The organism is Jannaschia sp. GRR-S6-38 (assembly GCF_029853695.1).
Taxonomy (GTDB): Bacteria; Pseudomonadota; Alphaproteobacteria; order Rhodobacterales; family Rhodobacteraceae; genus Jannaschia; species Jannaschia ovalis.
This window is the reverse complement of the sequence record NZ_CP122537.1, coordinates 940,292-965,160: the sequence shown is the minus strand read 5'-3', so window position 1 is coordinate 965,160 and position 24,869 is coordinate 940,292. Positions and strand designations below refer to the sequence as shown.

Genomic DNA, 24,869 nt, shown 5'->3' with positions numbered 1-24,869 from the left:
TATCCGGAAAATATCCAATCTGGACCAAATAATATCCGATCCGGATATATCTCCTGCGCTAGGATCGGGCCGGGAGGTGCAGGTTTTCGGCAGTCCGCGAAGTCGGACAGCGATTCCCTCAGGACGACCGAGGGGGCTCTGCATCGATCAGGGAAATCCAGGGAGGAGACCCAAAATGAACATCCGTATCGCTCTCACGGCGACCGTCGCCGCAGCCGCGCTCACCGGCGCCGCCACTGCCGCGGAGCACGGCGCCATGAAGATCGGCATCACCCAGAACAACGTGGGCGTCGACAGCTACCAAACCACCTACGAGCAGGCCTTCATCGAGGCCGCCAACGCCAATGACAGCGTCGAGACCGTCGTGCTGGACGCCGGCGGCGACGTGGCCCGCCAGATCGCGCAGGTGGAAGACCTGATCCAGCAGGAAGTCGACGCGATCATCATCTGGCCGACCAATGGCGAGGCGGTGATCCCGGCGGTCCGCAAGGCCAGCCAGGCGGGCATCCCGGTGATCGTCACCAATTCCAACATCGCCGAGGAAGGCTTCGACTTCGTCGCCTCCTTCTCGGGACCGGACAACATCACCCAGGGCTCGCGCTCGGCCGAGATCATGTGCGACCGCTTCAAGGCGCTGGGCATCGAGAACGAGGCGCAGATCGTGCAGATCTCGGGCCAGCCCGGCTACACGACCGCGATCGAGCGCGCCAAGGGCTTCGAGGATCGCTTGCCCGAGGTCTGCCCGAACGTCACCCTGCTCGAGACGCAGCCGGGCGACTGGAACCGCGAGAAGTCGCAGCAGACGATGGAGGCCTTCCTCGTCAAGTATGACGACATCGACGGCGTCTATGCGGGCGACGACAACATGGGCGTCGGCGCCCTGAACGCCGCCAAGGCCGCGGGCCGCGCCGGCGACATCACCTTCGTAGGCGCGACGAACTTCGCCGTCGGCTACGAGGCGATGGAGGCGGGCGATTACTGGGGTTCGATCTACCAGTCGCCGGTCGACGACGCCCAAGCCGCACTGCAGACCGCGATTGACGTGCTCAACGGCGAGGAGGTTCCGTTCCTGAACTACTTCGACACGCCGAAGATCACGCAGGACAACATGTCGGAGTTCACCAAGCCGGTCTTCTGATCGGACGCGCATTAGATCGGGCGAGGCCGCAGCCGCGGCCTCGCCTCGCGACCCCACACGCCAAGGGAGGATGGCATGGGCCGGGTATCGGGACGATCCTGCATCGTGACGGGCGCCGCGCGCGGCATCGGCCGCGCCATCGGCGAGGCCCTTCTCGACGAAGGCGCCGAGGTCTGCTTCGCCGACATCAACGCCGACCACGTGGCCGAGGTGGCCGAGGCCAACCGCGCCCGGCTCAACGGCGACGGGCCCCGCGTGACCCACGCCACCGTCGACGTCACCGACCGCGAGCAGGTCCGCGCCATGATCGCCCACGCGGTCGAGACCTTCGGCAAGCTCGACGTCAAGTTCAACAATGCCGGCGTCAACAAGCCCATGAACTTCATGGACGTGACCGAGGCGAACTGGAACTTCATCATGGGCGTCAACGGCCTGGGCTGCCTGATCGGCATGCAGGAGGCCGCCCGCCAGATGATCGCGCAGGGCGGTGGCGGCAAGATCGTCAACACCGCCTCGATCGCCAGCCGGCAGGGCTTCGACAACGTGGCGCCCTATTGCGCCTCGAAATTCGCCGTCGTCAGCCTGACGCAATCCGCCGCCCGCGACCTCGCGCGCCACGATATCACCGTGACCGGCTTCGCGCCGGGCGTCGTGGCCACCGAGATGTGGGAGCAGGTCGACCAGGACCTGATGGAGATCGGCGCCGCCGAGCGGCCCGGCCAGGCGATGGAGGAATTCTCCGCCGAGATCCTGCGGGGCCGCGTCGCCCGGCCCGACGACATCACCGGGACCACGACCTTCCTCGCGTCCCGCGACAGCGACTACATGACCGGCCAGATCGTGATGATCGACGGCGGCATGACCTTGGTCTGACGGACCGGAAGAGAGGGGAGACCTCCATGACCGACACGCCGAAAGCCCGCGTTGCCAAGACCGCCGGCGCGAACGAGGGCGCCGCGTCCGGCTTTGACCGGACCGCGCTGGCGCAGTTCCTCGCCCGCAACGGGATCCTGGTGGCCTTCGTGGTCTTCATGGTCGGCTTCACGCTGGCCGAGCCGCGCTTCATCGGCATCGACAACGTCATGGGCGTGGTCCGCTCCTCCGCCATCCTCGGCGTGATGGCGCTGGGCGTGACCTTCGTGGTCATCTCGGGCCATCTCGACCTCTCCGTCGGCTCGATGATGAGCTTCTCGACCATCGTCGTGCTCGACATGCACGACCGGATCGGCCCGGTGCTGGGCATCCCCGCCATGTTCGCGATGACGCTCTGCCTCGGGGCCTTCATCGGCTTCCTCGTGGGCTATCTGCGGCTCAACTCGCTGATCGTGACGCTCGGCATGCTCAGCGCGATCCACGGCCTGACCCTGACCTATTCGGGCGGCCAGAACATGGACATCGCCGACAAGTCCGGCACCTGGTTCAGCGTCTTCGGGCAGGGCAGCCTGATGGGCGTGCCGGTCCCGATCCTGATCTTCGGGCTGCTCGCCATCGTCCTCGGCCTCGTGCTGGCCAAGACGCCCTTCGGCCGCAAGGTCTATGCCGTCGGCGGCAACGGCACGGCGGCGACCTTCTCGGGGATCCGGCGGGCGCGGACGGTCTTCCAGTGCTACCTGATCTCGGCCTTCTGCGTGGCCACGGCGGGCCTGTTGCAGGCCTCGCGCTCGCTCGGAAGTCAGAACACGGTGGGGCAGGGGCTCGAGCTCGAGGTCCTGGCCGCGATCATCCTCGGCGGCGCCTCGCTCCTGGGCGGGTCGGGCACGGTCTTCAAGACGGTCATCGGCGTGCTGATCCTCGGCTTCATCCAGAACGGCCTGCTGCTGATGGGGCTGCAATTCTACGCCCAGTTCGTCGTGACCTGGATCATCATCATCCTGGCGGTCTGGCTCGACATCGCGGCCAAGCGCGGCCGACTGCTCTCGCCCATCGCCTGAGGAAAGGACGCCTGCCATGAAATCCGGAGCTCTCTCCACCTTCCTGCGAAGCGGCGCGATCTGGGCCTTCGTCGTCCTCGAGCTGGTGTTCTTCTCGGTCGCGGGACAGTTCCTCGCGATCTCGGACACAGCCTTCCTCGATCCCGGCAACATGCTGCTGCTGCTCAAGCAATCGGCGCCGATCGGGATCATCGCGATGGGCATGACCATCGTCATGATCAACGGCAATATCGACCTCAGCGTCGGCGCGACATTCGCGCTCTCGGCGATCATCCTGCTGATGGTGATGGGCGCGCCGGGGCTCGAGGGCCTGGGCGACTGGGTCATCCCGGTCGCCTGGGCGGCGGCGCTGCTGACGGGCCTGGCGCTGGGCGCGCTCAATGGCTTCATCGTCTGGAAGACCGGCGTCGACAGCTTCATCGTCACGCTGGGCGCGCTGCTGGGCTATCGCGGCCTGGTCTTCATGATGAACGGCGAACAGCCGACCTCGCATCTCAACTGGACGCTCGTGGATTTCGCCGAGGCGCAGTTCCTGGGCCTGCACACCGCGACCTGGTTCCTTCTGGCGGTGACCGCCATCGCCTGGTTCATCATGAAGCGCACCGTCCACGGCCGGAACGCCTATGCCATCGGCGACAACCGCGAGGCGGCGGTGAACGCGGGCATCCGCGTCGGGCCGCATATGATGATCAACTTCATGATCATCGGCTTTCTCGCCGCGCTCTCCGCAGTGGTGTTCTACTCGGAATCGGGCTCGGTGAACCCAAATGACGGCCAGCTCTACGAGCTTTGGATCATCACCGCGGTCGTCCTCGGCGGCACCAAGCTCACGGGCGGCTCGGGCTCGATCATCTCGACGCTGGGCGGGGTCATCGCGATTCAGCTTCTGCGCAAGGGGCTGGGCTATATCGGTGCCGACACCGAGACGGTGAACCTGGTGATCGGCCTGATCCTGATCGCGGTCCTGTTCCTCGACCGGCAGCTCAACATCCGCGGCAAGGAGGCGCTTCGCACATGACCACCCCGGCGCTGAGACTCGAGAACATCACCAAGACCTTCCCGGGCGTGAAGGCGCTGGACGGCGTCAGCTTCGAGGTGATGCCCGGTGAGGTGCACGCCCTGATGGGCGAGAACGGCGCGGGCAAGTCCACGCTGATGAAGGTGCTGGGCGGCATCTACCAGCCCGATGGCGGCCGCATCCTGATCGGCGAGAAGGAGGCCGTGATGGCCACCCCGCTCGAGGCCAAGGAGAAGGGCATCATCTTCATCCATCAGGAGCTTTCGCTCGCCACCGAGCTGACGGTGGCCGAGAACATCTATCTCGGCGAACTGCCCCGCAAGCGCTTCGGCATGGTCGATTGGACGACCCTCTTCGACCGCACCGACGCGATCCTGAAGAAGCTGAACGTCAGCTTCGACGCCCGGACCCGGGTCGGTTCGCTGTCGATCGCCAACCAGCAGATGGTCGAGATCGCGCGCGCCCTGACCCATGACGCCAAGGCCGTCATCTTCGACGAGCCCACCGCCTCGCTGACCGATGCCGAGAAGGTCGTGCTCTTCGACGTGATCGAGGATCTCAAGCGCGGCGGCGTGGGCATCATCTACATCTCCCACCGGATGGAGGAGATCTTCCGGATCACCGACCGCATCAGCGTGCTGCGCGACGGCGAATATCGCGGCACGGTTCTGACCTCCGAGACCGACGAGGAGGCGGTGACCCAGATGATGATCGGCCGCGCCCTCGACCTCAGCCGCAACGCCAGCCACCACGCGCTGGGCGAGGTCGCGCTGGAGGTGCGGGGCCTGTCCTGCGGCCACCTGTTCCAGGATGTCAGCTTCCAGGTCCGCAAGGGCGAGGTGGTGGGCTTCTACGGCCTCGTCGGCGCCGGCCGGACCGAGATCGCCGAGACGATCTTCGGCCTGCGCGAGCCGTCGGCGGGCACGATCCACGTCCACGGTCAGGAGACGCGCATCGACTCCCCGGCCGAGGCCATCGCCCACGGCATCAGCCTCGTGCCCGAGGACCGCAAGGGCCAGGGCCTGATCCTCGGCATGAACTGCCGCGAGAACATCACCCTGCCGCAGGTGGGCGAGCTCGCCCACGGACCCTTTGTGGCCGAGGGCGAGGAGACCAAGATCTTCGACAAGTACCGCGACCGCCTCGACATCCGCACGCCGGGCTGGAAGCAGACCGTCGGCAACCTGTCGGGCGGCAACCAGCAGAAGATCGTGATCGGCAAATGGCTGTCGATGCATCCCGAGGTGCTGATCGTGGACGAGCCCACGCGCGGCATCGATGTCGGCTCAAAATCCGAGATCCACAACCTGATCCGCGATCTCGCCGCGCAGGGCTACGCGGTGATCGTGATCTCCTCCGAGATGCCCGAGGTCCTGCACGTCTCGGACCGGATCATCGCGATGTATTCGGGCCGCATCGTCGAGACCTTCACCTCCGAGGAGGTGACCGAGGACAAGCTGATCCAGGCCATCTCCGGCATCGGGGCCGACCGGGCCGCCTGACGGGGCCGGGGCCGCGCGGCGTCCGCCGCGGGGTCAGTCCCCGGCGGGCCGCGCGACCGGATGGACCGGCGCGCCGTCCCGCGCGAAGGCCGTGATGTTCGCGATCGTCGTCTCGGCGATAGCCGTCATCGCCTCATGCGTGAAGAACGCCTGGTGTCCGGTGATCACCACGTTGGGAAAGGTCAGAAGCCGCGCGAAGACGTCGTCCTCGATGAAGGTCTGCGACAGGTCCTGGAAGAAGAGATCCCCCTCCTCCTCGTAGACGTCCAGCCCGACGCTGCCGATCACGCCGCTCTTGAGCCCGCGGATCAGCGCCGTGCTGTCCACCACCGCGCCCCGGCTCGTGTTGATCAGCATCACGCCCCGTTTCATCGTCGCGATGGCGCCCGCGTCGATCAGGTGATGCGTCTGCGGCGTCAGCGGGCATTGCAGCGTGATGACGTCGCTGCGCTCGAACAGGTCGTCCAGCGCGACGTAGCGCACCCCCAGCGCCAGGCAGTCGGCGTTTTCGTTCGGGTCATGGGCCAGCAGGTCGCAGCCGAACCCGTGCAGGATGCGGGCGACGATCGCGCCGATCTGGCCGGTGCCGACGATGCCGACGGTCTTGCCGTGCAGGTCGAAGCCCAGAAGCCCGTCCAGCGCGAAATTGCCCTCGCGCACGCGGTTATAGGCGCGGTGCATCTTGCGGTTCAGCGTCAGCATCAGCGCGACCGAATGCTCGGCCACCGCATGCGGCGAATAGGCCGGCACGCGCGCGACCGCGATCTCCGCCTCGGCCGCCGCGGCGAGGTCGACATGGTTGAATCCCGCCGAGCGCAGCGCGATCAGCCGCACGCCCGCGTCCGAAAGCGCGGCGATCACGTCGGGCCCGAGCTGGTCGTTCACGAAGGCGCAGACCACCTCGAAGCCCTGCGCAAGCGTCGCCGTCTCAAGCGACAGGCGCGGCTCGAAGAAGGCCAGCTCATGCGCGTTGCCATTGGCCTCGCGCAGGTAGCGGGAATCATAGGGCTTGGTGCTGAATACCGCGACTTTCACGACCGCTCGGACCTCCGGCCTCAGGGGATCCGCGCTGCGGTCCCGTCCGCCGAAGCGATGCACGCCCCGGCGCACCCGTCAACCGCACGGCGCGCGTCCAGCCGGGCGTCAGAGGCTGCGGGCCGCCCATTTCACCATGTTGCCGAACAGCGCGTCATAGCCCGGCCAGTCGAGGAACGGCTTCGGCAGCCAGTGCTCGCTCATGTCCGAGGCCCAGGCCAGCGTGCGGCCCTCGCCATGCGCGCCCGTCACCAGAAGCGGCAGGCCGCCCTGCGCCTCGGGCAGGCGCAGCACCACATCGGTGTCCTCGGCTTTCGGCGTCAGCTCGTTCACGCCCAGCAGGTAGGGCCAGTCCGACGGCACGCCCGCGAGGATCGGATGGCGCGCATCCACCACCTCGGGGACGGCGCCCTCGGGGATCTCGACCCGGTCGTCATGGGGCAGGCAGGTCACGGGCAGGGCCCGCTCGACCGGCGTCCGGTGCCAGCGGCCGCGTCCGTCGATACCCTGGAAGGTCATGTATCCGCCGATCATGATCAGCCCGCCACCGCCCTTCACCCAAGCCTCGATCATTGTCAGGCGGTTGGGCACGCGCTCGCCCCGCAGCCAGACATCAGGCGGCAGCAGAAGCGTGTTGGCGCCGATATCCGACAACATCAGCACGTCGTAGGCGTCCAGATCCTCCTGCCGGTAGGGGAACCCCTCGGCGGCCTCGTGCGCCTTCATGTAGGTCACCTCGATACCCGCGCGCCCCATGCCGTCCACGAACCGGTCGGCGCCGGTGTGGAAGGTCACGCTGCCGAACTGGTCGAAGCCCTTGAAATGGCTGGCCGAGCTGACCCAGCTTTCGCCGACGAGAAGGAGCTTGGTCATCGCGGAACCTCCGAAGTGATGTAGGCGCAGAGCGCGGCGGCGGGGTTGGCGACCATCAGCGCATCGAGGTCGCCTTGGGTCAGCCCCAGCCGCTCCAGCCGCGGCAGGAAATGCCGCTGCACATGGGCGTAGCCGTTCCCGCCGAAGGGCGTCAGCATCATCTTGACGAACACGTCCTGCGACAAAAGCAGCCGGTCGCGGTAGCCGTCGCGAACCAGCGCGGCGATGGCGCCGGCGCAATCCGCGTCCGAGGGGCATTGGACCTGCTGGTCGTCATACCAGAAATCCATCCCGATCATGTCGTATTCGAGAAACGCGCCCCGGTCCGCCAGCGCGCGCTGGTAGTCGGTATCGTCCCAGGACGGGTTCATGTGGCACAGGATCACCCGGTCGAGCGGCTGCCCCTCGGCGGCCACCAGGTCGAGCACCTCGTGGGCCAGCCGCTCCCATCCCGGCAGGTGGATCATCAGCGGCAGGCCGGTCTCGACCGCCGCCATCGCGGCGCCGCGCAGGCTCTTGCGCTCGTCGGGCGTGAAGTCGGCGCTGACCCCGATCTCGCCGATCAGGCCGATGGGCACGCGGTCGGGCCCGACCCCATCGCGATGCTCGCCGATCAGCTCCGCCGCGATATCTTCGGCGCGCATCCGGGCGAGCCCCGGCGGGTGCGAGGATTGCAGGTAATAGCCCGAACCCATCACGATGTTCAGCCCCGTCGCCCGCGCGATGCGCACCAGGGCTTCGGGCGCGCGGCCGATGCCGCGGCAGGTGGGGTCGACCACCGTCGCGCCGCCTTCGTCCGCGAATTGCGCGAGCTCGGCGATGGCCATCGCCTCGTCGTCCAGCGCGCAGTTGTCGCGGCAGGCGAAGGGGTCGTGCTTCAGCCGCGACAGGATCGCGGCGCTGACCGGCAGGTCGCGGATCGGCGAGGCGAACTCCGGGTCCCGGCCCCGCCACCAGCAGGTGCAGTCGTTGAGGATATGCTCGTGCATCAGCGTGACGCCCAGATCCGCGCGCGGGACGGGCCCGGTCACGGTCGCCACGGTGGGGGAGGGCGTCCTATGCATCCTGCGTCTCCGGCGCCAGCGGCGCGTCGTGGAAGGCGATCTCGAGCGCGGTGACATGGCCGAACACCGCGCTCAGCCGCGCGCGATCCGCGGGTATCGCGCGATCGTCGATCGCCGCTTTCAGCCAGCGCGCCTGCGCTTCGAAATCCGCGCCGGCATGCAGCTCCACCCAGCGGCGGATATGCGGATCCGCGATTGGGCGGGATGCGGCGCGGCTGCACCATGTCCAGTACATCCATTCGGCGGCGAACATGGCGGTGACGATCTCGGCGAAGTCGCCGTCGCGCGCGATCCGCAGCATGCCGTCGTCGAAGGCGCGGACGGCGTCGGGGATCGAGATCCCGGTATCAACGCCCAGCGCGGCGAAGATCTCCTCGAAATAGGGCATCTGCTCGCGCGCCAGCGCGTCCTGCACGCCGATGAGCCAGCGCTTCGCGGCCAGGTCGGGCGCCTTGGCCGTGGCATAGGCGAAGATCGCGATGGCCGTCTCGACGAAGGCGCCCTCGTAGACGAGGTAGCGGTGGTAGGCGCCGGCCGGCAGCGTGCCGTCTTCGATGCCCCGCACGAAGGGATGGTCCAGCATCCGGTCCAGACCTTCGACATTGTCGGCCAGGATCAGGTCCGAAAGCGCGGTCATCCCCCCTCCAGCACCGTGCGCGCGGCGTCGACGAAGGCCCGGACCCGTCGGGCCTCGACCGGGTTCCACCAGACGCCGTCCTCCTTCAGCGACGAGGCGACGATCACCGCGTCGACCCGCTCCAGAATCGGGACGACGTTGTCCGGGGTCACGCCCGAGCCGACGAGGACGGGCAGATGCGTCGCGTCGCGCACCGTCTCGATCTCGTCCAGCGCGGCGCTGTCGCCGGTGCGCTGGCCCGTGGCGATCACCGCGTCGGCGTCGAAGAAGGCCAGGTCGCGCGTCAACTCGGTCACGCTGCGGTCGGCGGTGATGGCATGGCTGCCGTGCTTGACGTGGCTGTCGGCGAAGACGCGAATGCCCTCCGCCCGCAGCTTGGAGCGGTAGCGCAGCGCCTCCGCCGCGCGGCCCTCCATGAAGCCCTCGTTGGCGACATAGGCGTTGGCCCACTGGTTGACGCGGATGAAGGACGCGCCCGCGGCCGCGGCGATCGCGAAGGCCGGGATCGGCGCGTTGGCCAGCACGTTGACGCCCAGCGGCAGGTCGAATTCCCGCCCGATCCGGTCGGCCACCACGGCCATGAAGGCCGCCGTCTCGTGGCCGATATCCTCGGGCTTCGAGAAGGGGATGTCGCCGTGGTTCTCGATCAGAAGCCCGTGCATCCCGCCCGCGACCAGCCTCTCGGCATCGCGCAGGCAGAAGGACAGGATCTCCTCGCGCGGCGCGCCGCGGTAGCGGGGGGCGCCGGGGAAGGCCGGGCAGTGGATCATGCTGATCAGGGCCTTCTTGCGGCCGAAGATCTCCTGGATGGCGTTTTCCGGCCTGTCGGATATCTGCGCCATGATCAGCCTTTCTTCCGCCCGCCGAACCGGAAATTCGCGGTGAAGATGCGGGTGTTGAGCCAGATCGCCACCAGGATGATCGTCCCGGTAACGATCTGGGTGAAGAACGGCGAGATATGCATGAGGATCAGCCCGTTGCCGATCACCGCGATGGTCATCGCGCCGAGCAGCGTCCCGAGGATCGAGCCGCGCCCACCGAAGAGCGAGGTGCCGCCGAGGACCACCGCCGCGATGACTTGGAGCTCGAAGCCCACGGCCGCGTTGGACGACCCCGAGCCCAGCCGCGCGGCGATCAGCAGCCCGGCGACGGCGCTGGCGACCCCGGTCAGCACGTAGACCGACGCGACGGTTCCGCGGGCGGGCATCCCGGCCCGGCGCGCGGCCTCGGTGTTCGACCCCACGGCCACGACGCGGCGGCCATAGACCGTGCGCGCCAGGACCGTGGTCCCGATCACGGCGATGCCGACCGCGACGATCACCGGGACGGGGATGCCCATGATCTGCCCGCGCCCCAGCGCGAGGAAGCCCGGCAGGTCGGGGATCGGGATCGAGTAGCCCTGCGTGAGGTAGAGCGCGAGCCCGCGCAGGATCGACAGGCCCGCCAGCGTCACGATGAAGGCCGGGATGCCCTGATAGGCCACGAACCAGCCCTGCACGAGGCCGATCACCGCGCCCAGCATCAGCATGCCGACGATGACCAGCGGCCAGGGGACCGCGCCGGTCGACAGGATGATGGCCGCCACCGCATTGATCAGCGCGACCTGCGAGCCCACCGACAGGTCGATCCCCGCGGTGATGATGACGAAGGTCATGGCCACCGCGACGACGAGGATCGGCGCCGCCTGCCGCAGGATGTTGAGCAGGTTGACCGGCGTCAGGAAGGCGTCGGTCATGGCCGAGAAGAACACCACGCAGATCAGGAAGAAGCCTGCGATGGACAGGACCTGCGCATGTTCGGACAGGAAATCGGCGACGGCGGAGCCCTGGCCGCGCTCGGTGTACTGGACGCTCATATCGCCTCCCCCTTGCCGACGATCAGCTTGACCAAGTCTTCGAGGCTGGTGTCGCCGATGCCGCGCTCGGCCACCTTGATGCCCTCGTACATCACCGCGATGCGGTCGCAGACCTCGAACAGGTCCTGCAAGCGGTGGGTGATCAGGATCACGGCGACGCCGCGGGATTTCACCTCGTTGATCAGGCGCAGGACGGCCTCGACCTCGGCCACCGCCAGCGCCGAGGTGGGCTCGTCCATGATCAGGACCCGCGGCTGGAAGGACGCCGCGCGGGCGATCGCGATCGCCTGGCGCTGGCCGCCCGAGAGCTGCTCCACCTTCGCGTTAAGGCGGGGGATGCGGATATCCAGGTCGTCGAGCATTTCGCGGGCGCGCTCGCGCATGGTGCGGCGATCGAGGAACGACCAGCGCGACACCTCGCGGCCCAGAAAGAGGTTCCCCATCACGTCGATATGGTCGCAGAGGCTCAGATCCTGGAACACCATCTCGATATTGCGCGCGCGGGCGTCGGAGGGGTTCGCGAACCGCACCTCCTCGCCGTCGACCGCGATGGTGCCGGCATCGGGGACATAGGTGCCCGAGATGATCTTGGTCAGCGTGGACTTGCCGGCGGCGTTGTCGCCGATCAGTCCGACGCATTCGCCCGGATAGATATCGAGATCGACGCCGCGCAGCGCCTCGATCGATCCGAAATTCTTGCGGATGCCGCGCAGCGAGATGCGCGGCACGCCGGTGGCGTCGGAGGCGGAACCGGAGGGCGTGGTGCCCTCCGGCCCGGCAATCGCCATGTCTCGCGATTGCGCGACCATCACTCGAAGATGCTCCGGAAGTCGTCCACGTTCGCATCGGTGACGATGGTGACTGGGACGGACACGACCGCCTCGGTGCTGCCGCCCCCGGCCAGATCGCCGAGGATGCGGACCGCCGTAGCGCCCATCTCGGCCGGATCCTGCTGGATCACCGCTTCGACATAGCCCTGGTCGATGCCGCGGATCGCCTGGGCCGTCAGGTCCCAGCCGAAGACTCGGATGTCGTCCTGCCGCCCCTGGCTCTCGACGGCCGCGATCGCGCCCAGGAGCGCCGGCTCGCCGGTGGCGTAGATGGCGTCGAGATTCGGGTTCGCCGTGATCAGGTTCTCGGCCGCGGACAGCGCGATGTCCTGCACGTTCTGCCCGTCGACGACGCCCGCGACAGTGATCCCGTCCACGCCCTCGATGCTGGCCTCGAAGCCGTCCTGGCGGATGTTCTGGATCGCCGAATTCAGCGCGCCGACGATGCCGACCGTGGCGGTGCCGTCCATCTCGGCCCCCACGTATTCGACGAAATAGTCGCCGATCATGCCGCCGGCTTCCATGTTGTCGACGCCGACCTGCGCGGCCTGCGGGCCTTCGGGCAGGACGGCATCCACGGCGACCACGGGAATGCCCGCATCCACCGCCTGCTGCACGGCCGGCATGATGCCGTTCACGTCGATCGCGACGACGACGATGCCGTCGACGCCCTGGGCGATATAGGTCTCCACCGCGCTGTTCTGCGCCGCGGGATCGTTGTTCGCGTTGAAGATCACCAGCTCGTCGCCCTGCGCCTCGGCGGCGGCGGTCGCGCCTTCGTTCATCTGGTTGAAGAACAGCGCCTGCTGGTTGATCTGCACGAGCGCGAAGGTTTCGGCGCTCGCGGACCCGGCCATGAGCCCCGTGGTAGCGGCGGCGGCCAGAAGCGCGCCTTTCATGCGATTGGTCATGTCGTCAATCTCCTCTGTCGGTTTGGTTGGCGTGGTCTGCTCTTGCTCTTCTTGCGAGGTTCGGCGCCGCAACCGACGCCCTCTCGATCAACTCCACCGGCAGGTACTCCACCCGGTCCGGCAGGGCAGGGTCGTCCCAGTCGCCGTCGAGCAGAAGCTCGACCGCCCGCTCGCCGAGCTGGCGGGCCGGCTGGCGCACCGCCGTGATCGGCGGGTCGTAGAGATGCAGCGCCCGTGCGCCGTCGAAACTGACGAGCGACATGTCCTGCGGGATCCGGACGCCGCGCGCGCGCAGGGTCTCAATGACGCCGATGGCCAGCTCATCCGAGCCCACGAAGATCGCGGTCTCCTCGCCGCCCGCATCGAGCAGCTCGGCCGCCAGTGCGCGGCCCGAGGCGACGTCGTGGCGGCCCGAGAGGATGCGCACGCCGACCTCGGCGCCGCCGCTTTCCTCGCGCAGGCCGCGTTCCAAGCCCTCGGCGCGCAGCCGCGTGGACATCAGCGCCGGATCGCCGCCCAGATAGGCGATCTTGCGATGCTGCCAGCGCGCCAGGTGGCGCCCGGCCAGATAGCCGCCCTGCGCATTGTCGGCGAAGACCTGGGGCGCGCGGGCGCCCGGGACGCCCTCGTCCACGATGACCGCCCGTGGCAGGGCGGCGATCGCCTCGGCGACATCGGGCCCGGGCTTGCGATTGGTGCAGAAAACCACTCCGTCCGAGCGGTGATCCGCCGCGAGTTGCAGCACCGCGAGCTCGCGCGCCTCGACATTCGACGTGGCGTGAAGCTGGACGATCATGCCCCGCTCGAAGGCGGCGCGCTCGACCGTGGCGGCGAGCGTCGCGAAGAACGGGTTGGCGATGTCGGGCACGATAAGCGTGATGGTGTCCGACCGGCCGAGGCTCAGGCGGCGGGCATGCGGGTTCGGCCGGTAGGCCAGGCGCCGCACCGCCGCCTCGATGCGCTTCCGCGTCGGCTCGGGCAGCTCCAGCGTGCCGTTGAGATGCCGCGACACGGCGGCGGGGGAGAGCCCCGCTTCCCTGGCCACATCTTTCAAACTCGCCGGCATTCTGCCCCTTCCCAATCGAAACCCACTACGGTAAATCAGTTTACTAAACGCATTTAGTAAACCGCGATACCAGCCCGGTCAAGCGAGGTCTCACATGCCGCCCGAGCCAGCCGCCGTTTGTCCGGAAATTCAGCAGGTCCGATGACCGAATGACCGAAACGCCGCAAACCGACGCCCGCCCGCGCCGCGCACTCGTCTTCGGGAACGCCGCCATCGACGAGGTCTTCCAGGTCCGCGACCTGCCCGCGGCGGGGGAATCGGTGCTGGGCCGCGCCGGGCATACCGGCCTCGGCGGCAAGGGCACGAACCAGGCGATCGCGCTGGCCCGGACGGGCGTGCCCACCCGCCTCGTCGCCGCCGTCGGCACCGATTGGCACGGGCGCGCCATCCGCGACGCGCTCGGCCATGAACCGGTCGAGCCGGCCCTCGTCGACCGCCCCGACATCCCGAGCGACCGTTCGATCATCTTCGCGCAGGAAGACGGCGACAACGTCATCGTCACCACCAATGCCTGCGCCCGCAGCCTGACCTTTGCCGATTGCCGGGCCGAACTGGCCGGCGCCCGGCCCGGCGACGCGATGCTGCTGCAGGGCAATCTTGACCGCGACGTGACCGCCGCGCTCTGCCGCGCGGGCCGGGATCGCGGGCTCTTCACGGTGCTGAACCCCTCGCCCTTCGATGCCGGGCTCCGCGATCTCCTGCCGCTGACCGACGCCCTGTTCGTCAACGCCAACGAGGCGCGGGCGCTGACCGGCTGCGCGGGGCGGGACGCGGTGGCGGCGCTCCGGCGGGCGGGGGTCGCCCAGGTCGTCCTGACCCTCGGGGCCGAGGGCGCGCTGCTGGGGTCGGGGGCGGACATCCTGCACGTTCCCGCCCGGCCCGCCGAGGTGGTCGACGTCACCGGCGCGGGGGATTGCTTCGAAGGCGTGGCCATCGGCTCGGCCCTGCGGCGGCGCACCCGCCTCGACGAGATCGCCATCCGCCATGCCGGCCGCGCCGCCGCGCACACCATCGGCAGCCTCGGCACCGCCCGCGCCTTCCCGAGCCCCCGGCGCATGTCGGAAATCCTGGACGACCTCCTCGATCGCTGAATGCCCCGCCCGACGCCCGTCCGGCGCCCCTGTTTCCACCGGGATCGTCGGTGACGCCCGGGCCGATCTCACGGGCTCTGGGGGGAACCCCGCGCAGGAGATGCCCCCGGCCACGCGCATCCCGCTCCGCGCCCTGTCGCATAACCTGCTATCCCTCCGCTCCTGCCTGTCGCGCGGCCTCCTCGCGCGGGTCCATGCGGAATTCGCCCTCGCCCGGCGAACCGACCGCGCGCCCGCTCCGACCGCCGGTGCCGACGACATCCGCCGCGCGGCCGAGCATGTCGTCACGGATGCGGAACGCCGGCTCGCGGGCGGCCAGCTCCGGTTCCACGGCGCGCTCGCGGCGCAGCAGAGCCCGAGGGGATCCCTCACGCGGCGATGCGTCTGGCCGGCGATATCGAGCGCCGCCTCCCGATCCACGCCCGAAGCCAGCGCGCGATCCGCCAGAAGATGCTGTCGCTCCGCGAGGTCGGCCGCGGCACGGCGTCCGAGCGCGTCGGACGGCTCGCGGCGCGGGCGGGGATGCTGACCCGCGAGGCGCTCGCCAGCCAGTGCGCCGCCTATCGCCTGGCGCTGGGCGCGCTCGGCCTCGATCCGCCCGAGGACGTCCGGGCGGTGATGCGCAAGGCGAACAGCACGGCCTTCGCCACCCCGCTGTCCGACGGCACGGACGTGGCCCTGAGCGATCTCGAGGCGTCCGCCGACGGCGCCTTCGTCGAGATCGAGGGCTTCGTCACCGCGATCGAGGCGCTGCGACTGGCCGACGGCAAGCTCGTCAGCCGACTGGTCCTCCGCGATCCGTCGAGCGACGCGACCGCGAACGCCAAGGCGGTCATCGCGCATCTGCCCCATGCGGGGGTCACCTTCGACGCCTTCCTGCGCGCCAACGGATCGTTCAACGCCGCGTCGGCCCTGTTCGACGGCCAGCCCGCCGTCGAGATCGATGCGCTTTCGCTCGAAGCGCTCGGCCGGGCGAGCTGGCGCATCGCCTTCCTGCGGCTGGCGGACCGATGGTTCGGCCCGCAACCGGCCGAGATCACGCCCGGCATGGAGCCCGAGCCCGTGCACGAGCTAAAGCGGCAATTGGAGGACGACCGCGAGCGGCTCCGGGATTGCCGCGACGCAGCCGATATCGAGGACAGTTGGAACGACTACGACAACCTCAGGACCGCGTGGGAAATCGCCATGGAGGAGGCCGACGCCCTGAGGGGCGAACTGGAAGCCTGCCTCCACGCGCTGAACGAAAGCATCCCGTTCGCCTGAACCCGAAGCCCCGCCTGCCGGGCGCGGGGCCATCAAAAGGAGTGACATGGCCAGATGCGCTTCGTGGCGAGCCTGCGGGATGAGACGATCGATGCCTTCGCGGCGGAGGACATCCAGCCCCGCGCCTATCTGCTGTCCTCCCATCGGGTCACGCCGGCCATGCTGGAGGCGGCGGCGCGGGTGCGCGGCCTAGGCCTGCCGCTCTTCGCCTATAATGGATTGAAGAAGCTCATCGACGGGGTGATCGACACCTTCGCCGCCGATGCGGCGGTGATCCGCGACGCGGTCCACCAGATCCGCCGCGAGATCGGGCGCGTGCCCCGCGGCAGCGACATCCCGCGATTTCCCCACCCCGCCCCGGGCCATCCTCCGCGCCCCGTGCCGCCAACCCCTTGACGCGAGCCGGCTCCGGGGGCCCTACTGCACGGCGAAGGGGGCCGTCGGCCCCGTCCCGGAAAGGACGCCCCGCGCGTCCGGCCGGGGACGGGGTCACAACACGATGACGAAGGCCGCGGCCGAGGAGTTTCGACTGAACCTGCCCAAGACAATGCGCCCGGCGCCCCCGCCCGCGGGGCGGCCCGACGACACGACCTCCCTGCGCACCCTCAACGCCTTCGCCGTGGATGTCATGACGATCCGCAGCGCCGAGGACCTGTTCTGGTACGTCGCGCGGAACGTCGTCGGCCGCCTGAATTTCGTCGACTGCGTGATCTATCAGGCCGATGGCCGCGAACTCGTCCAGGTCGCCGCGCTGGGCGAGAAGAACCCCTATGACCGCGCGATCGTCAATCCGCTGCGGATCCCGTTCGGACACGGCATCACCGGGCAGGTCGCGGAAACCCGCGAACCGATCATCATCGACGATCTCCTCAAGGACCGGAACTACATCCCCGACGCGCAGCCGGCGCGCTCGGAAATCTGCGTTCCGCTGATCTCGCAGGGGCAGGTCGTCGGCGTGATCGACAGCGAGCATCCGGAGGTGGCGGCCTTCGGCGAGGCCGAGCTCGAGATCCTGACCACCATCGCGGCGATGACCAGCGCCAAGCTCGACCTCCTGGCCGAGGCGGAGCGGTCGAACCAGCGCTACCGCGACCTGATGCGCTCGCATGCGCAGCTCACCGAGGAGACGAGCCACCGCAAGGCGCTGGAGGCCGAGCTCTTCGAGGCGCGCAAGCTCGAGGCGATCGGCCGGCTGACCGGCGGCTTCGCGCATGAGTTCAACAACCTGCTCACCGCCATTTCCGGCAATCTCGAGCTTCTCGAACTCGATCCCACCGGCCCCGATGCCCAGCGCAGCCTCGACGACGCGCAGGCCGCGGCGGGCCGGGGCGCACGGCTGATCCAGGACATGCTCGCCTTCGCGCAGCGCCGGCATCTCGAACCCGAGATCACCGATCTTAACGAACTCGTCCGGTCGACGATCCGCACCGACCGGGCCGGGGCGGGCGACACGATCGATTTCGATCCCGCGGGCCAGGCCTGGCCCGTGCGGATCGATCGCATCGCGGCCGAGATCGCGCTGATCAACCTGATCCTGAACGCCCGCGACGCGATGCCGGAGGATGGCCGGTTGCGGATCGAGACCGAGAACACCCGCCACGACCTCGCCGGGGCAAGGGCCCTCGGCGGCGCGGCGGCCGGCCGCTACGTCCGGCTCGGCGTCATCGACGAGGGGACCGGGATCCCGCCTGAGGCGCTGCCGCGCATCTTCGACCCGTTCTTCACCACCAAGCCCGTGGGCGAGGGCAAGGGGCTCGGCCTGTCGATGGTCATGGGCTTCATGAAACAGTCGGGCGGCTGGGTTCGCGCCCGTCCGGGCCCGACGCGCGGGACGACGATCGACCTGTTCTTCCCGGCCGCCGACGATCCGCAACACGAGGCCGGGCAACAGGAGGCCGGGCAGCGCGATGCGGGTTAATCGTCTGCCCGGACAGGGCCAGCCCGGCGACGGCGCGACCCTCGGGGCCGCATGCCGCGACCTGACGCCGCCGCTCATCAGCGTCGCGGGCCTTCTGACCGGCGACCGCGACGCGGCCCGGGCCGTCGCCGACCAGATCGGGCGCGCGGCGCGCGATGTCGGCTTCTTCCGCATCTGCGATCACGGCATCGAACCCGCCCGGGTCGAGCGCACCTATGCCGTCGCCCGGCGCTTCTTCGCGCTGCCCGACACGGTCAAGCGCCGCTATTATATCGGCCACCAGCCGAACCATCGCGGCTATGTCCCGTTCTCCGAAAAGGGCGACTACCCCGACGAGAAGGACCGCTCCTACGAGGCCTTCGACCTCGGGCTCGACCTGCCCGCGGACGATCCGGACTTCCTGGCCGGAATTCGGCTGCTCGGACCCAATGTCTGGCCCGAGCTGGCCGGGTTCCGCGACGCGGTCGCCGCCTATTACGACGCGGTCTCGCAACTCGGCCGCCGTATCTGCGCGGCGCTCGAGATCCATCTGGGCCTCCCCGAGGGCGCGATGACCTCGCGGATGCGCAAGCCGATCTCGCAGCTTCGCCTGCTGCATTACGTGCGCGATGCGGGCACCACCGACCACCAGTCGGTCAACATGGGCGCCCATACCGATTACGAATGCCTGACCTTACTGCACACACGCAACGCGGGGCTCCAGGTGATGACCCGCGACGACGAATGGATCGACGTGCCCGTCGATCCGGCCGTCCTGGTCGTCAATATCGGCGATATGCTCGAGGCCTGGACCAACGGGATGCTCCGCTCCACCCCGCACCGCGTCCTCAACCTGAGCCCGGAGCGCTTCTCGCTGCCCTATTTCGTCGCCGCCGATTACGGCACCGTGATCGAGCCCTTCCCCGAACTGATCGCCCCAGGCGAGGGTCCGCGCTACGCGCCGTTCTCGGCCGGCGCCCATCTGGAGCGGATGCTGGTCCGCGACTTCCCCTATCTCCGCGCCGCGAAGGCGGGCGGGGCGGGGGCTGATCCGGACGCACCTCCGGAGGAGTCGTTCCGCAATCCCTTCGAGACCCGGCTGAACGGAACGGGCACGGAACTCTGACCCATGCCCGAATTCGACACGATCCTCGCCGTCGCCCTGGCGGGCCTCGCGCTGAGCGCGACGCCCGGCCCCTCGATGCTCTACGTGCTGTCGCGCAGCGTGGGCCAGAGCCGGTCCGCCGGCCTCGCCTCGGCCCTGGGGCTGGGGCTCGGGGGCATGGTCCTCGCGGTCGCCACCGCGCTGGGCCTCGCCGCGCTCTTCGCCGCCTTCGACTGGATCGTGCCCGCCCTTCGCATCGTCGGATCGCTCTACCTGGTCTGGCTGGGCATCGACATGATCCGGGATGCGCGGGCCAGCGCGCGGACCGACCTCCGCGCCTACGGGGTCAAGCAACGCTCCTTCCTCGAGATCGTCCGCCAGGGCATCCTGGTGGAAGTGCTCAACCCCAAGACGGTGCTCTTCTTCGCGCTCTTCCTGCCGCCCTTCGTCGACCGCTCGCTCGGCAATATCGAGATCCAGCTCCTCGTGCTCGGGATCATCGTCCCGCTCACGGCGATCCCCTCCGACCTCCTCGTGGCCTGGCTCGGAGGGTCGCTGTCGCAATCGCTCAACGCCCGCCGTGGCCTCCGCGTCGCGCTCGCCTGGACCGGCGGCCTGATGCTGATCGCGATCGCGGCGAATATCCATCTCGGCCTGATCTGACCGGGCCGCGCCGGCCTAGGGCCGGGCGATGCGCCGCGCGCGAAGCCGATCGGGCGGCGCGGCCCGGCCAGCACCGGCCTTGAACGCAGGCACCGGCCGCCATTGGGCCGGTACCTGCGCCTCGTCCATCGCTGCCCCCGCCGCGATGGCATCCGCATCGAAGAGCCCCGCATCCGACCAGCCGCCCCCCCAATTCAGCATCCCGAGCGCGACCTCCCGCGTCGCGAGCGCCGTCGCCATGCTCGTGCCGCTGAACGAGACGACCGACCCGGCCGCCGACCCCGCCGCCAGCAGCCCCGGATGGGCGGCGCCGTCCTCGGAGGGATAGGCGGCCGTGATCTGGGAGGGCGGACCGTCCGACCAGCCCGAGCTCGAATAGAGGGCCGGCCGCCCGTCCGTGAGGCGGTAGCCGGCGATCGTCGCGATTTCCGGGCCGGCCCCGAGCGCGTTATGCGTACCGCGCCGCGAGACCGGCCCGCCCCCCGGCTCCGGCGTCCCGTCCGCGTAGCCGAAGCTGTCGGCGAGCCGCCCCGTCTCGAGATGGGTGCGATAGGCCGGATCGTCGAAATAGGATCGACGCCCGATCGGGCTCTGCAGCACGAAGGACTGGTCGGACTGCACGAAGAGATCGACCTCGAGGCCCGCGGGCCCCGTCATCAGGATCCGCCAGAGCCCCGCCGGGGCCAGCGCGCCCGCGGCGGGATCGACGGCGAAGGTCTGCGCCACGCGGATCAGGAAGACGAGGCGGCGCGTGGGACCACCGGGGACGACCTCGTGCTCGACGCAGGCGAACTCCGAATAGGGCCCGAAGGACACGCTCTGGCCGGGGACGGGCGCAGCCGCCCATTGCGGCGCCGCGCCCGGTTCGGCCAGCGCGATTGCGAAATCGGCCGGATCGAGCCGGTCGGAGCTGTCATAAGGTGGCGTCCAGATCTCGACATGGTTTGAGGTCTGATCGGCGGGCTGGATGCGCCAGTTCAAGGACCTGGGGTCGTCGGGGTGCAAGGCCAGCCGCGCGGCACAGCGATAGAGGTTCGAATTGCCCGCGGGCATCTGGATGCGGATCGGCGGCTTGCGCTGCTCCGCCGGGTCGCCCTGGGCGGGCTCGCGCAGCGCGGTCAGCGCGCGGATCAGGATCTCCAGCGGCATCGAGCCGTCCTTTGGACCGGCCTGCATCCCGTAGGACATGTTCAGCGCGACCGGGAAGGCGCCGGGCGCCGCATCCTCGTGGTCGCGCCGCCACAGCGCATCGGCCAGCCCCTGGATCCGCCGCATCCCCCAGGCGGCGTAGAACTGGAGGTAGTCGCCCGCCGGGCCGTGCAGAAATTGCGGGGGAAGGTTGACCGCGATGATTCGCAGTCGGCGCGCCCATTCGGGTTCGGCGGCGGCGTCGATGCCCCCGGCGAGGTCCAGCACATGGGCCCCGTGGGAGGCGCGGCGGTCGAGGTCGCGATGCCCGGTCGGCAGATGCGGCTCCACCAGGCCGGCGGCGCGGTTGAAGCCATCCTCGTCGAGGCGGCCGTCGCGCGTGGCGGCGGCCAGGAGCCCGTCGATCTCGGCGGAGGCGAGTTCGCGGCCGAAGGGCAGAAAGGGCTGGCCGGGCGACCCCGGGCCGGATTGCCAGGTGGCGCTCTGCTGCCAGGACGCGAGAACGCGGGTCCCGCCATCGGCGAGCCGGAACCGGCGGTGGCCCAGCGGGATGCCGGTGTCGATGATGCCGAGGATCACCGTATCGGCGTCGAGCGGGGGGATGGCCTCCATCGCCAGCGTGAGCCAGTCCGTGCCGCTTTCCCAGTCCGTGTTCAGCGCGTGGCCCGGAATCGGGACCTGGACGTCCAACTCGGAATAGATGCGCGGCTGCGATCCGTCCCTGTCCGCGAGGTACCGCGACAGGCCCCGAAAGGTCGCGTCCCGGAACAGGTAGGGGCCGTAGTCGCCGCGCAGGTCATCGGGCTGGACGAAGGCGTTCGCGTTTCTCGGAAGCCGGCCCTCGCGATCGGCCCACCAGGCGGCATAGAGACTGCGCCGGCCCGGGATCGAGGTGGAGTCGCCCCACTGCGCCATGGCGTCACTCCCGCTCGTCTTGGGCGCGCTGATAGAGCGAGCGCAGGATCGGGTCCGGGTCCACGGTGACGGTGTCGCCGCCGCCGCCCAGCTGGAACTCCGAGAGAAGGAAGTCGTCGTTCATGTCGAGGGCGACCCAGTCGCGGGTCTCGACCGAGGTGCCGAGGGCGAGGCGGTGGAAGATCTCGCCGATCTGGCAGCCCAGCAGCGCGCCGGCATGGGAATCGGCGGGGAAATGCACGCCGGCCACCGTCCGGTTGGTCGCGATCCGATAGGCCGCGAGGAACGGCATGGCCAGCCGGTCGATCCCCTCCTGCGGATCGCCCGTCAGATCGGCGCCGCCCTCCTCCCCCGGAGCCATCAGGCGGTAGAGCACCGTCGCCATGGCGAAGGCCTCGGTCGCGTGCCCGGACGGGAAGGAGGAATGGTCCGGCGTCTGGATCATCGGCTGAACCCGGATGGTGTAGTCGATCGGCCGCTTCTGCCGGCAGAAGAACTTCATCGGTGTCTCGACCTTGATGGCGAGCGTCCGCACCGCGCGCAGCATCATCAGCGTGTATTTGCGCCGGCCCATGTCGAGATGGGTGAGCGCACCAAAGAAGGCCATCGTATCGCGGACCTGCTCGTAGATTTCGGGCATCCGGTCGCCGCGCAGATCCGCATAGGCGCGCAGCCAGGCGAGCTGCGTCTCGAAGTAATCCTCGGCGTCTGGCCGCGTGATGGTCGTCACTGGCTCGCCACGGACCCGCAGCGTCGCCTCGCCGTCCGAGCCGACAACGTCGACCGCGCCGCTCAATTGGCAATCGAGCAGCAACTCCTGGCTCGGATAGCGCAGGTCCTCCAAGTAGGTATTATCGGTCGGATAATGCCCCGGAACCATGTCCGGCTCGCCGTTCCACTGATTGGCCAGCGCGTCATGCGCCGCGATCAGCGCGGTGCTGAGCAGCGGCGAGCGGTACCCATCCGCATGCGCGCGCAGGAAGACCCCGCCCCCGTTCGCGCCCCCATCGGCACCCCCATTCGCGCCCCCGTTCGCGCCGCCATTGGCGCCCCCGTTCGCCCCCCCGTTCGCACCGCCCAACATCACCATCGGTTCTCTCCCTTCCGGCTCGTTTCCCGAAGCGTGCCGGGGGCAGGGCGGTTGCCGCAAGGGAAACCGCGCCACCCGATGCCGGATTCACGGACGGCTCACGCTCCGGGCGGCCCTGTCGTGCGCGAAAAAACTGACGTAAGGTAAAGAAACCCGGAAAAGGTCGTGCCCCATGACCGATGCCCCGCGACTCCGCCTGCACCTCACGGGCCCGTTTCGGGTCGAGACGTCTGATGGCGAGCTGCGCACCCCTGTCGCCGCGAAGGCGCAGGGCCTCCTGCTCCTGCTCGCGCTCAGCCCGCATGGCGAGCACACGCGCCGCTGGCTGCAGGACAAGCTGTGGAGCGATCGCGCCCCCGAGCAGGGCGCGGGCAGCCTGCGCCAGGTGCTGCGCCAGACCCGGATCGCCTTCGGGCCCGAGGCGTCCATCCTTCAGGCTGACCGGCAGCGCGTGGCCATCGACCTGGCCGCGATCGAGATCGTTTCGGAGGGCCATGGCGAGCTGGCCGAGGGGCTCGACGCGCGCGATCCGGAATTCGAGGATTGGCTGGCGATGGAGCGCGCCGCCCGGGCCGAGGCGGAGCCGGTCCCGCCCGCCCGTCTGGCGCTCCGGACGGGGCTTGCCGCGACGGGCCCACCCGCCGCGCGCCGGATCCGCGTGCAGGCCGCGCCCAGCGACGAGGTCGCCGTCCACTGGCTGAGCCAGCTCGTCGCCGACGGGCTGGCCCGGCACCTCCGGGAACGCCTGTCCCACGAGATCCTGCGTCGCGATACCGGCCCGTCCGACGGCGATCTGGCGATCCGCATCGACGGCTTCCGCGAGACGGGCGCCCGCGTGGGGCTTCGCGTCACGCTGCTGTCGGGCGCCGAGGGCCAGCAGGCCTGGTCCGGGTTCCGCTTCGTCGAGCAGCGCGGAACCCCCGCGATCGACGACCCCCAGGTCCAGCAATTGATGGTCGAGGCGGCGTCCTCCGTCGAGACGGCCATCCAGGCACGCTTCGGGCAGGGCGACCCGCGCGCGGTCGACACGGATCCCGACCTGCTCTGCCGGGCGGCGGTCCGGGCGATCTTCTCCATGGCGCCCGAGCAGCTTCTCTCGGCCGATGACATGCTGCGCCGCGCCTCCGCGATCCGGCCCCACGCGGTCTACGATGCCTGGCGCGCGCAGATCCGCGTCATCCAGAGCGTCGAGCGCCATAGCGGCGACCCGCGGCGATTCCGCGCCGAGGGCGAGCGGTTCGGCCGGATCGCGTTGGAGGCCGACCCGCAAAACGCCACCGCCGCGGCCATCCTTGCGAATGTCCATCACTTCCTGCTCGCCGACAGCGCCGGCAGTCTCGAATTCGCCGAACGCAGCGTGCGCCTCAATCCCGGGAACCCGATGGCGCTCTGGGCGCGCAGCACAGCCCGTCTCTACACGGGCGACACGAAGCTCGCGGATCAGGACGCGCTGCGCGGCCGCTTTCTCATGCGGACCTCGGAGTTCCGGTTCTTCTGGGACCTGCAGCAATTCGCGACCTCGATGGTGCTCGGACGCGCCGACGACGCCCTGCGCCTCGCCCAGCGCGCCAGTGCGCAATGCCCCATCTTCCGGCCGCCCCATCGCTACCTGACCGCGTTACACGCCCATTTCGGGAATGAGGCGGGCGCGGTCGCCCAAGCCGAACGACTGCGCCGGCTCGAGCCCGATTTCTCGATCGACCGGCTGCTTCACGACGGCGCCTACCCGGCCTCGCTGATCCACAGGGCGCCGAACCTCCGGATCGCCAGTCTGGCCAGCCTGGTCTAGCGCGGCGCTGGGCGCTGCCGCGCATACGCAAGGCGGCCGGGTCGCCC

At 69.4% G+C, this 24,869-nt stretch carries 24 protein-coding genes; 12 read left to right on the top strand and 12 right to left on the bottom strand.

The genetic code is table 11. The annotated features are described in order from the left end of the window. Positions 1–175: 175 nt before the first annotated feature. From P8627_RS04945 to P8627_RS04925, 5 genes are all read left to right on the top strand, one after another. Positions 176–1,138 carry a sugar ABC transporter substrate-binding protein gene (locus tag P8627_RS04945; RefSeq protein ID WP_279966529.1) on the top strand — a complete coding sequence of 321 codons (963 nt, stop codon included), beginning with the start codon at positions 176–178 and terminating at the stop codon, positions 1,136–1,138. Between the two features lie 75 nt (positions 1,139–1,213). Then, positions 1,214–2,011 (top strand): SDR family oxidoreductase, encoded by a 798-nt coding sequence (locus P8627_RS04940; RefSeq protein WP_279966528.1) that lies wholly within the window; start codon positions 1,214–1,216, stop codon positions 2,009–2,011. A gap of 158 nt (positions 2,012–2,169) precedes the next feature. Further along, positions 2,170–3,069, top strand: a complete 900-nt coding sequence (locus tag P8627_RS04935) for an ABC transporter permease (RefSeq protein ID WP_279967402.1) — start codon at positions 2,170–2,172, stop codon at positions 3,067–3,069. A gap of 16 nt (positions 3,070–3,085) precedes the next feature. Continuing rightward, positions 3,086–4,087, top strand: a complete 1,002-nt coding sequence (locus P8627_RS04930) for an ABC transporter permease (RefSeq protein WP_279966527.1) — start codon at positions 3,086–3,088, stop codon at positions 4,085–4,087. After that, positions 4,084–5,589: a sugar ABC transporter ATP-binding protein gene (locus P8627_RS04925; RefSeq protein ID WP_279966526.1), complete on the top strand. Its 1,506-nt coding sequence runs from the start codon at positions 4,084–4,086 to the stop codon at positions 5,587–5,589. Before P8627_RS04930 ends, P8627_RS04925 begins: the two co-directional genes overlap by 4 nt. Before the next feature lie 33 nt (positions 5,590–5,622). On the opposite strand, the gene P8627_RS04920 is transcribed toward P8627_RS04925, so the two are convergent. From P8627_RS04920 to P8627_RS04880, 9 genes are all read right to left on the bottom strand, one after another. Next, complete coding sequence (locus P8627_RS04920) at positions 5,623–6,624, bottom strand: 2-hydroxyacid dehydrogenase (protein ID WP_279966525.1); 1,002 nt, start codon at positions 6,622–6,624, stop codon at positions 5,623–5,625. Positions 6,625–6,732: 108 nt separating this feature from the next. Then, positions 6,733–7,497 carry a glutamine amidotransferase gene (locus P8627_RS04915; RefSeq protein ID WP_279966524.1) on the bottom strand — a complete coding sequence of 255 codons (765 nt, stop codon included), beginning with the start codon at positions 7,495–7,497 and terminating at the stop codon, positions 6,733–6,735. Continuing rightward, positions 7,494–8,561, bottom strand: coding sequence for a phosphotriesterase family protein (locus P8627_RS04910; protein ID WP_279966523.1), 1,068 nt, complete (start codon positions 8,559–8,561; stop codon positions 7,494–7,496). The genes P8627_RS04915 and P8627_RS04910 overlap by 4 nt, the downstream gene beginning before the upstream one ends. Next, positions 8,554–9,198, bottom strand: coding sequence for a TenA family protein (locus P8627_RS04905; protein ID WP_279966522.1), 645 nt, complete (start codon positions 9,196–9,198; stop codon positions 8,554–8,556). Before P8627_RS04905 ends, P8627_RS04910 begins: the two co-directional genes overlap by 8 nt. Further along, entirely contained in the window at positions 9,195–10,040 is an 846-nt protein-coding gene (locus P8627_RS04900) for a BtpA/SgcQ family protein (RefSeq protein WP_279966521.1), read from the bottom strand. Before P8627_RS04900 ends, P8627_RS04905 begins: the two co-directional genes overlap by 4 nt. A gap of 2 nt (positions 10,041–10,042) precedes the next feature. Then, positions 10,043–11,053, bottom strand: a complete 1,011-nt coding sequence (locus tag P8627_RS04895) for an ABC transporter permease (protein WP_279966520.1) — start codon at positions 11,051–11,053, stop codon at positions 10,043–10,045. Then, positions 11,050–11,862 (bottom strand): ATP-binding cassette domain-containing protein, encoded by an 813-nt coding sequence (locus P8627_RS04890; RefSeq protein WP_279967400.1) that lies wholly within the window; start codon positions 11,860–11,862, stop codon positions 11,050–11,052. Before P8627_RS04890 ends, P8627_RS04895 begins: the two co-directional genes overlap by 4 nt. After that, entirely contained in the window at positions 11,862–12,794 is a 933-nt protein-coding gene (locus tag P8627_RS04885; protein ID WP_279966519.1) for a substrate-binding domain-containing protein, read from the bottom strand. Before P8627_RS04885 ends, P8627_RS04890 begins: the two co-directional genes overlap by 1 nt. A gap of 4 nt (positions 12,795–12,798) precedes the next feature. Continuing rightward, complete coding sequence (locus tag P8627_RS04880) at positions 12,799–13,839, bottom strand: LacI family DNA-binding transcriptional regulator (protein WP_279966518.1); 1,041 nt, start codon at positions 13,837–13,839, stop codon at positions 12,799–12,801. Between the two features lie 170 nt (positions 13,840–14,009). Between P8627_RS04880 and P8627_RS04875 the strand changes: the two genes are divergently transcribed. Next, a complete protein-coding gene (locus P8627_RS04875) occupies positions 14,010–14,951 on the top strand; it encodes a ribokinase (protein ID WP_279966517.1) in 942 nt (313 codons plus the stop codon). A gap of 148 nt (positions 14,952–15,099) precedes the next feature. Here P8627_RS04875 and P8627_RS04870 read toward each other — a convergent pair whose 3' ends face one another. After that, the gene (locus P8627_RS04870; protein WP_279966515.1) at positions 15,100–15,282 is read right to left on the bottom strand and encodes a hypothetical protein; all 183 of its coding nucleotides are present in this window, start codon (positions 15,280–15,282) and stop codon (positions 15,100–15,102) included. 47 nt (positions 15,283–15,329) lie between these two features. Between P8627_RS04870 and P8627_RS04865 the strand changes: the two genes are divergently transcribed. The 5 genes from P8627_RS04865 (at position 15,330) to P8627_RS04845 (ending at position 19,879) form a co-directional block, all read left to right on the top strand. Next, a complete protein-coding gene (locus P8627_RS04865; protein ID WP_279966514.1) occupies positions 15,330–16,214 on the top strand; it encodes a hypothetical protein in 885 nt (294 codons plus the stop codon). Between the two features lie 54 nt (positions 16,215–16,268). After that, complete coding sequence (locus tag P8627_RS04860; RefSeq protein ID WP_279966512.1) at positions 16,269–16,610, top strand: hypothetical protein; 342 nt, start codon at positions 16,269–16,271, stop codon at positions 16,608–16,610. Between the two features lie 103 nt (positions 16,611–16,713). After that, a complete protein-coding gene (locus tag P8627_RS04855) occupies positions 16,714–18,132 on the top strand; it encodes a sensor histidine kinase (RefSeq protein WP_279966510.1) in 1,419 nt (472 codons plus the stop codon). Further along, complete coding sequence (locus P8627_RS04850) at positions 18,122–19,237, top strand: isopenicillin N synthase family dioxygenase (RefSeq protein ID WP_279966508.1); 1,116 nt, start codon at positions 18,122–18,124, stop codon at positions 19,235–19,237. Before P8627_RS04855 ends, P8627_RS04850 begins: the two co-directional genes overlap by 11 nt. 3 nt (positions 19,238–19,240) lie before the next feature. Then, positions 19,241–19,879 carry a LysE family translocator gene (locus P8627_RS04845; protein WP_279966506.1) on the top strand — a complete coding sequence of 213 codons (639 nt, stop codon included), beginning with the start codon at positions 19,241–19,243 and terminating at the stop codon, positions 19,877–19,879. Between the two features lie 15 nt (positions 19,880–19,894). On the opposite strand, the gene P8627_RS04840 is transcribed toward P8627_RS04845, so the two are convergent. Together P8627_RS04840 and P8627_RS04835 are read right to left on the bottom strand one after the other, a co-directional pair. Continuing rightward, positions 19,895–21,943 carry a S8/S53 family peptidase gene (locus P8627_RS04840; RefSeq protein WP_279966504.1) on the bottom strand — a complete coding sequence of 683 codons (2,049 nt, stop codon included), beginning with the start codon at positions 21,941–21,943 and terminating at the stop codon, positions 19,895–19,897. A gap of 4 nt (positions 21,944–21,947) precedes the next feature. Continuing rightward, positions 21,948–23,033, bottom strand: a complete 1,086-nt coding sequence (locus tag P8627_RS04835) for a phosphatase PAP2 family protein (RefSeq protein WP_279966502.1) — start codon at positions 23,031–23,033, stop codon at positions 21,948–21,950. Between the two features lie 172 nt (positions 23,034–23,205). Here P8627_RS04835 and P8627_RS04830 point away from each other — a divergent pair, with 172 nt between their 5' ends. Beyond that, positions 23,206–24,822 carry a hypothetical protein gene (locus tag P8627_RS04830; protein ID WP_279966501.1) on the top strand — a complete coding sequence of 539 codons (1,617 nt, stop codon included), beginning with the start codon at positions 23,206–23,208 and terminating at the stop codon, positions 24,820–24,822. Positions 24,823–24,869 lie beyond the last annotated feature (47 nt).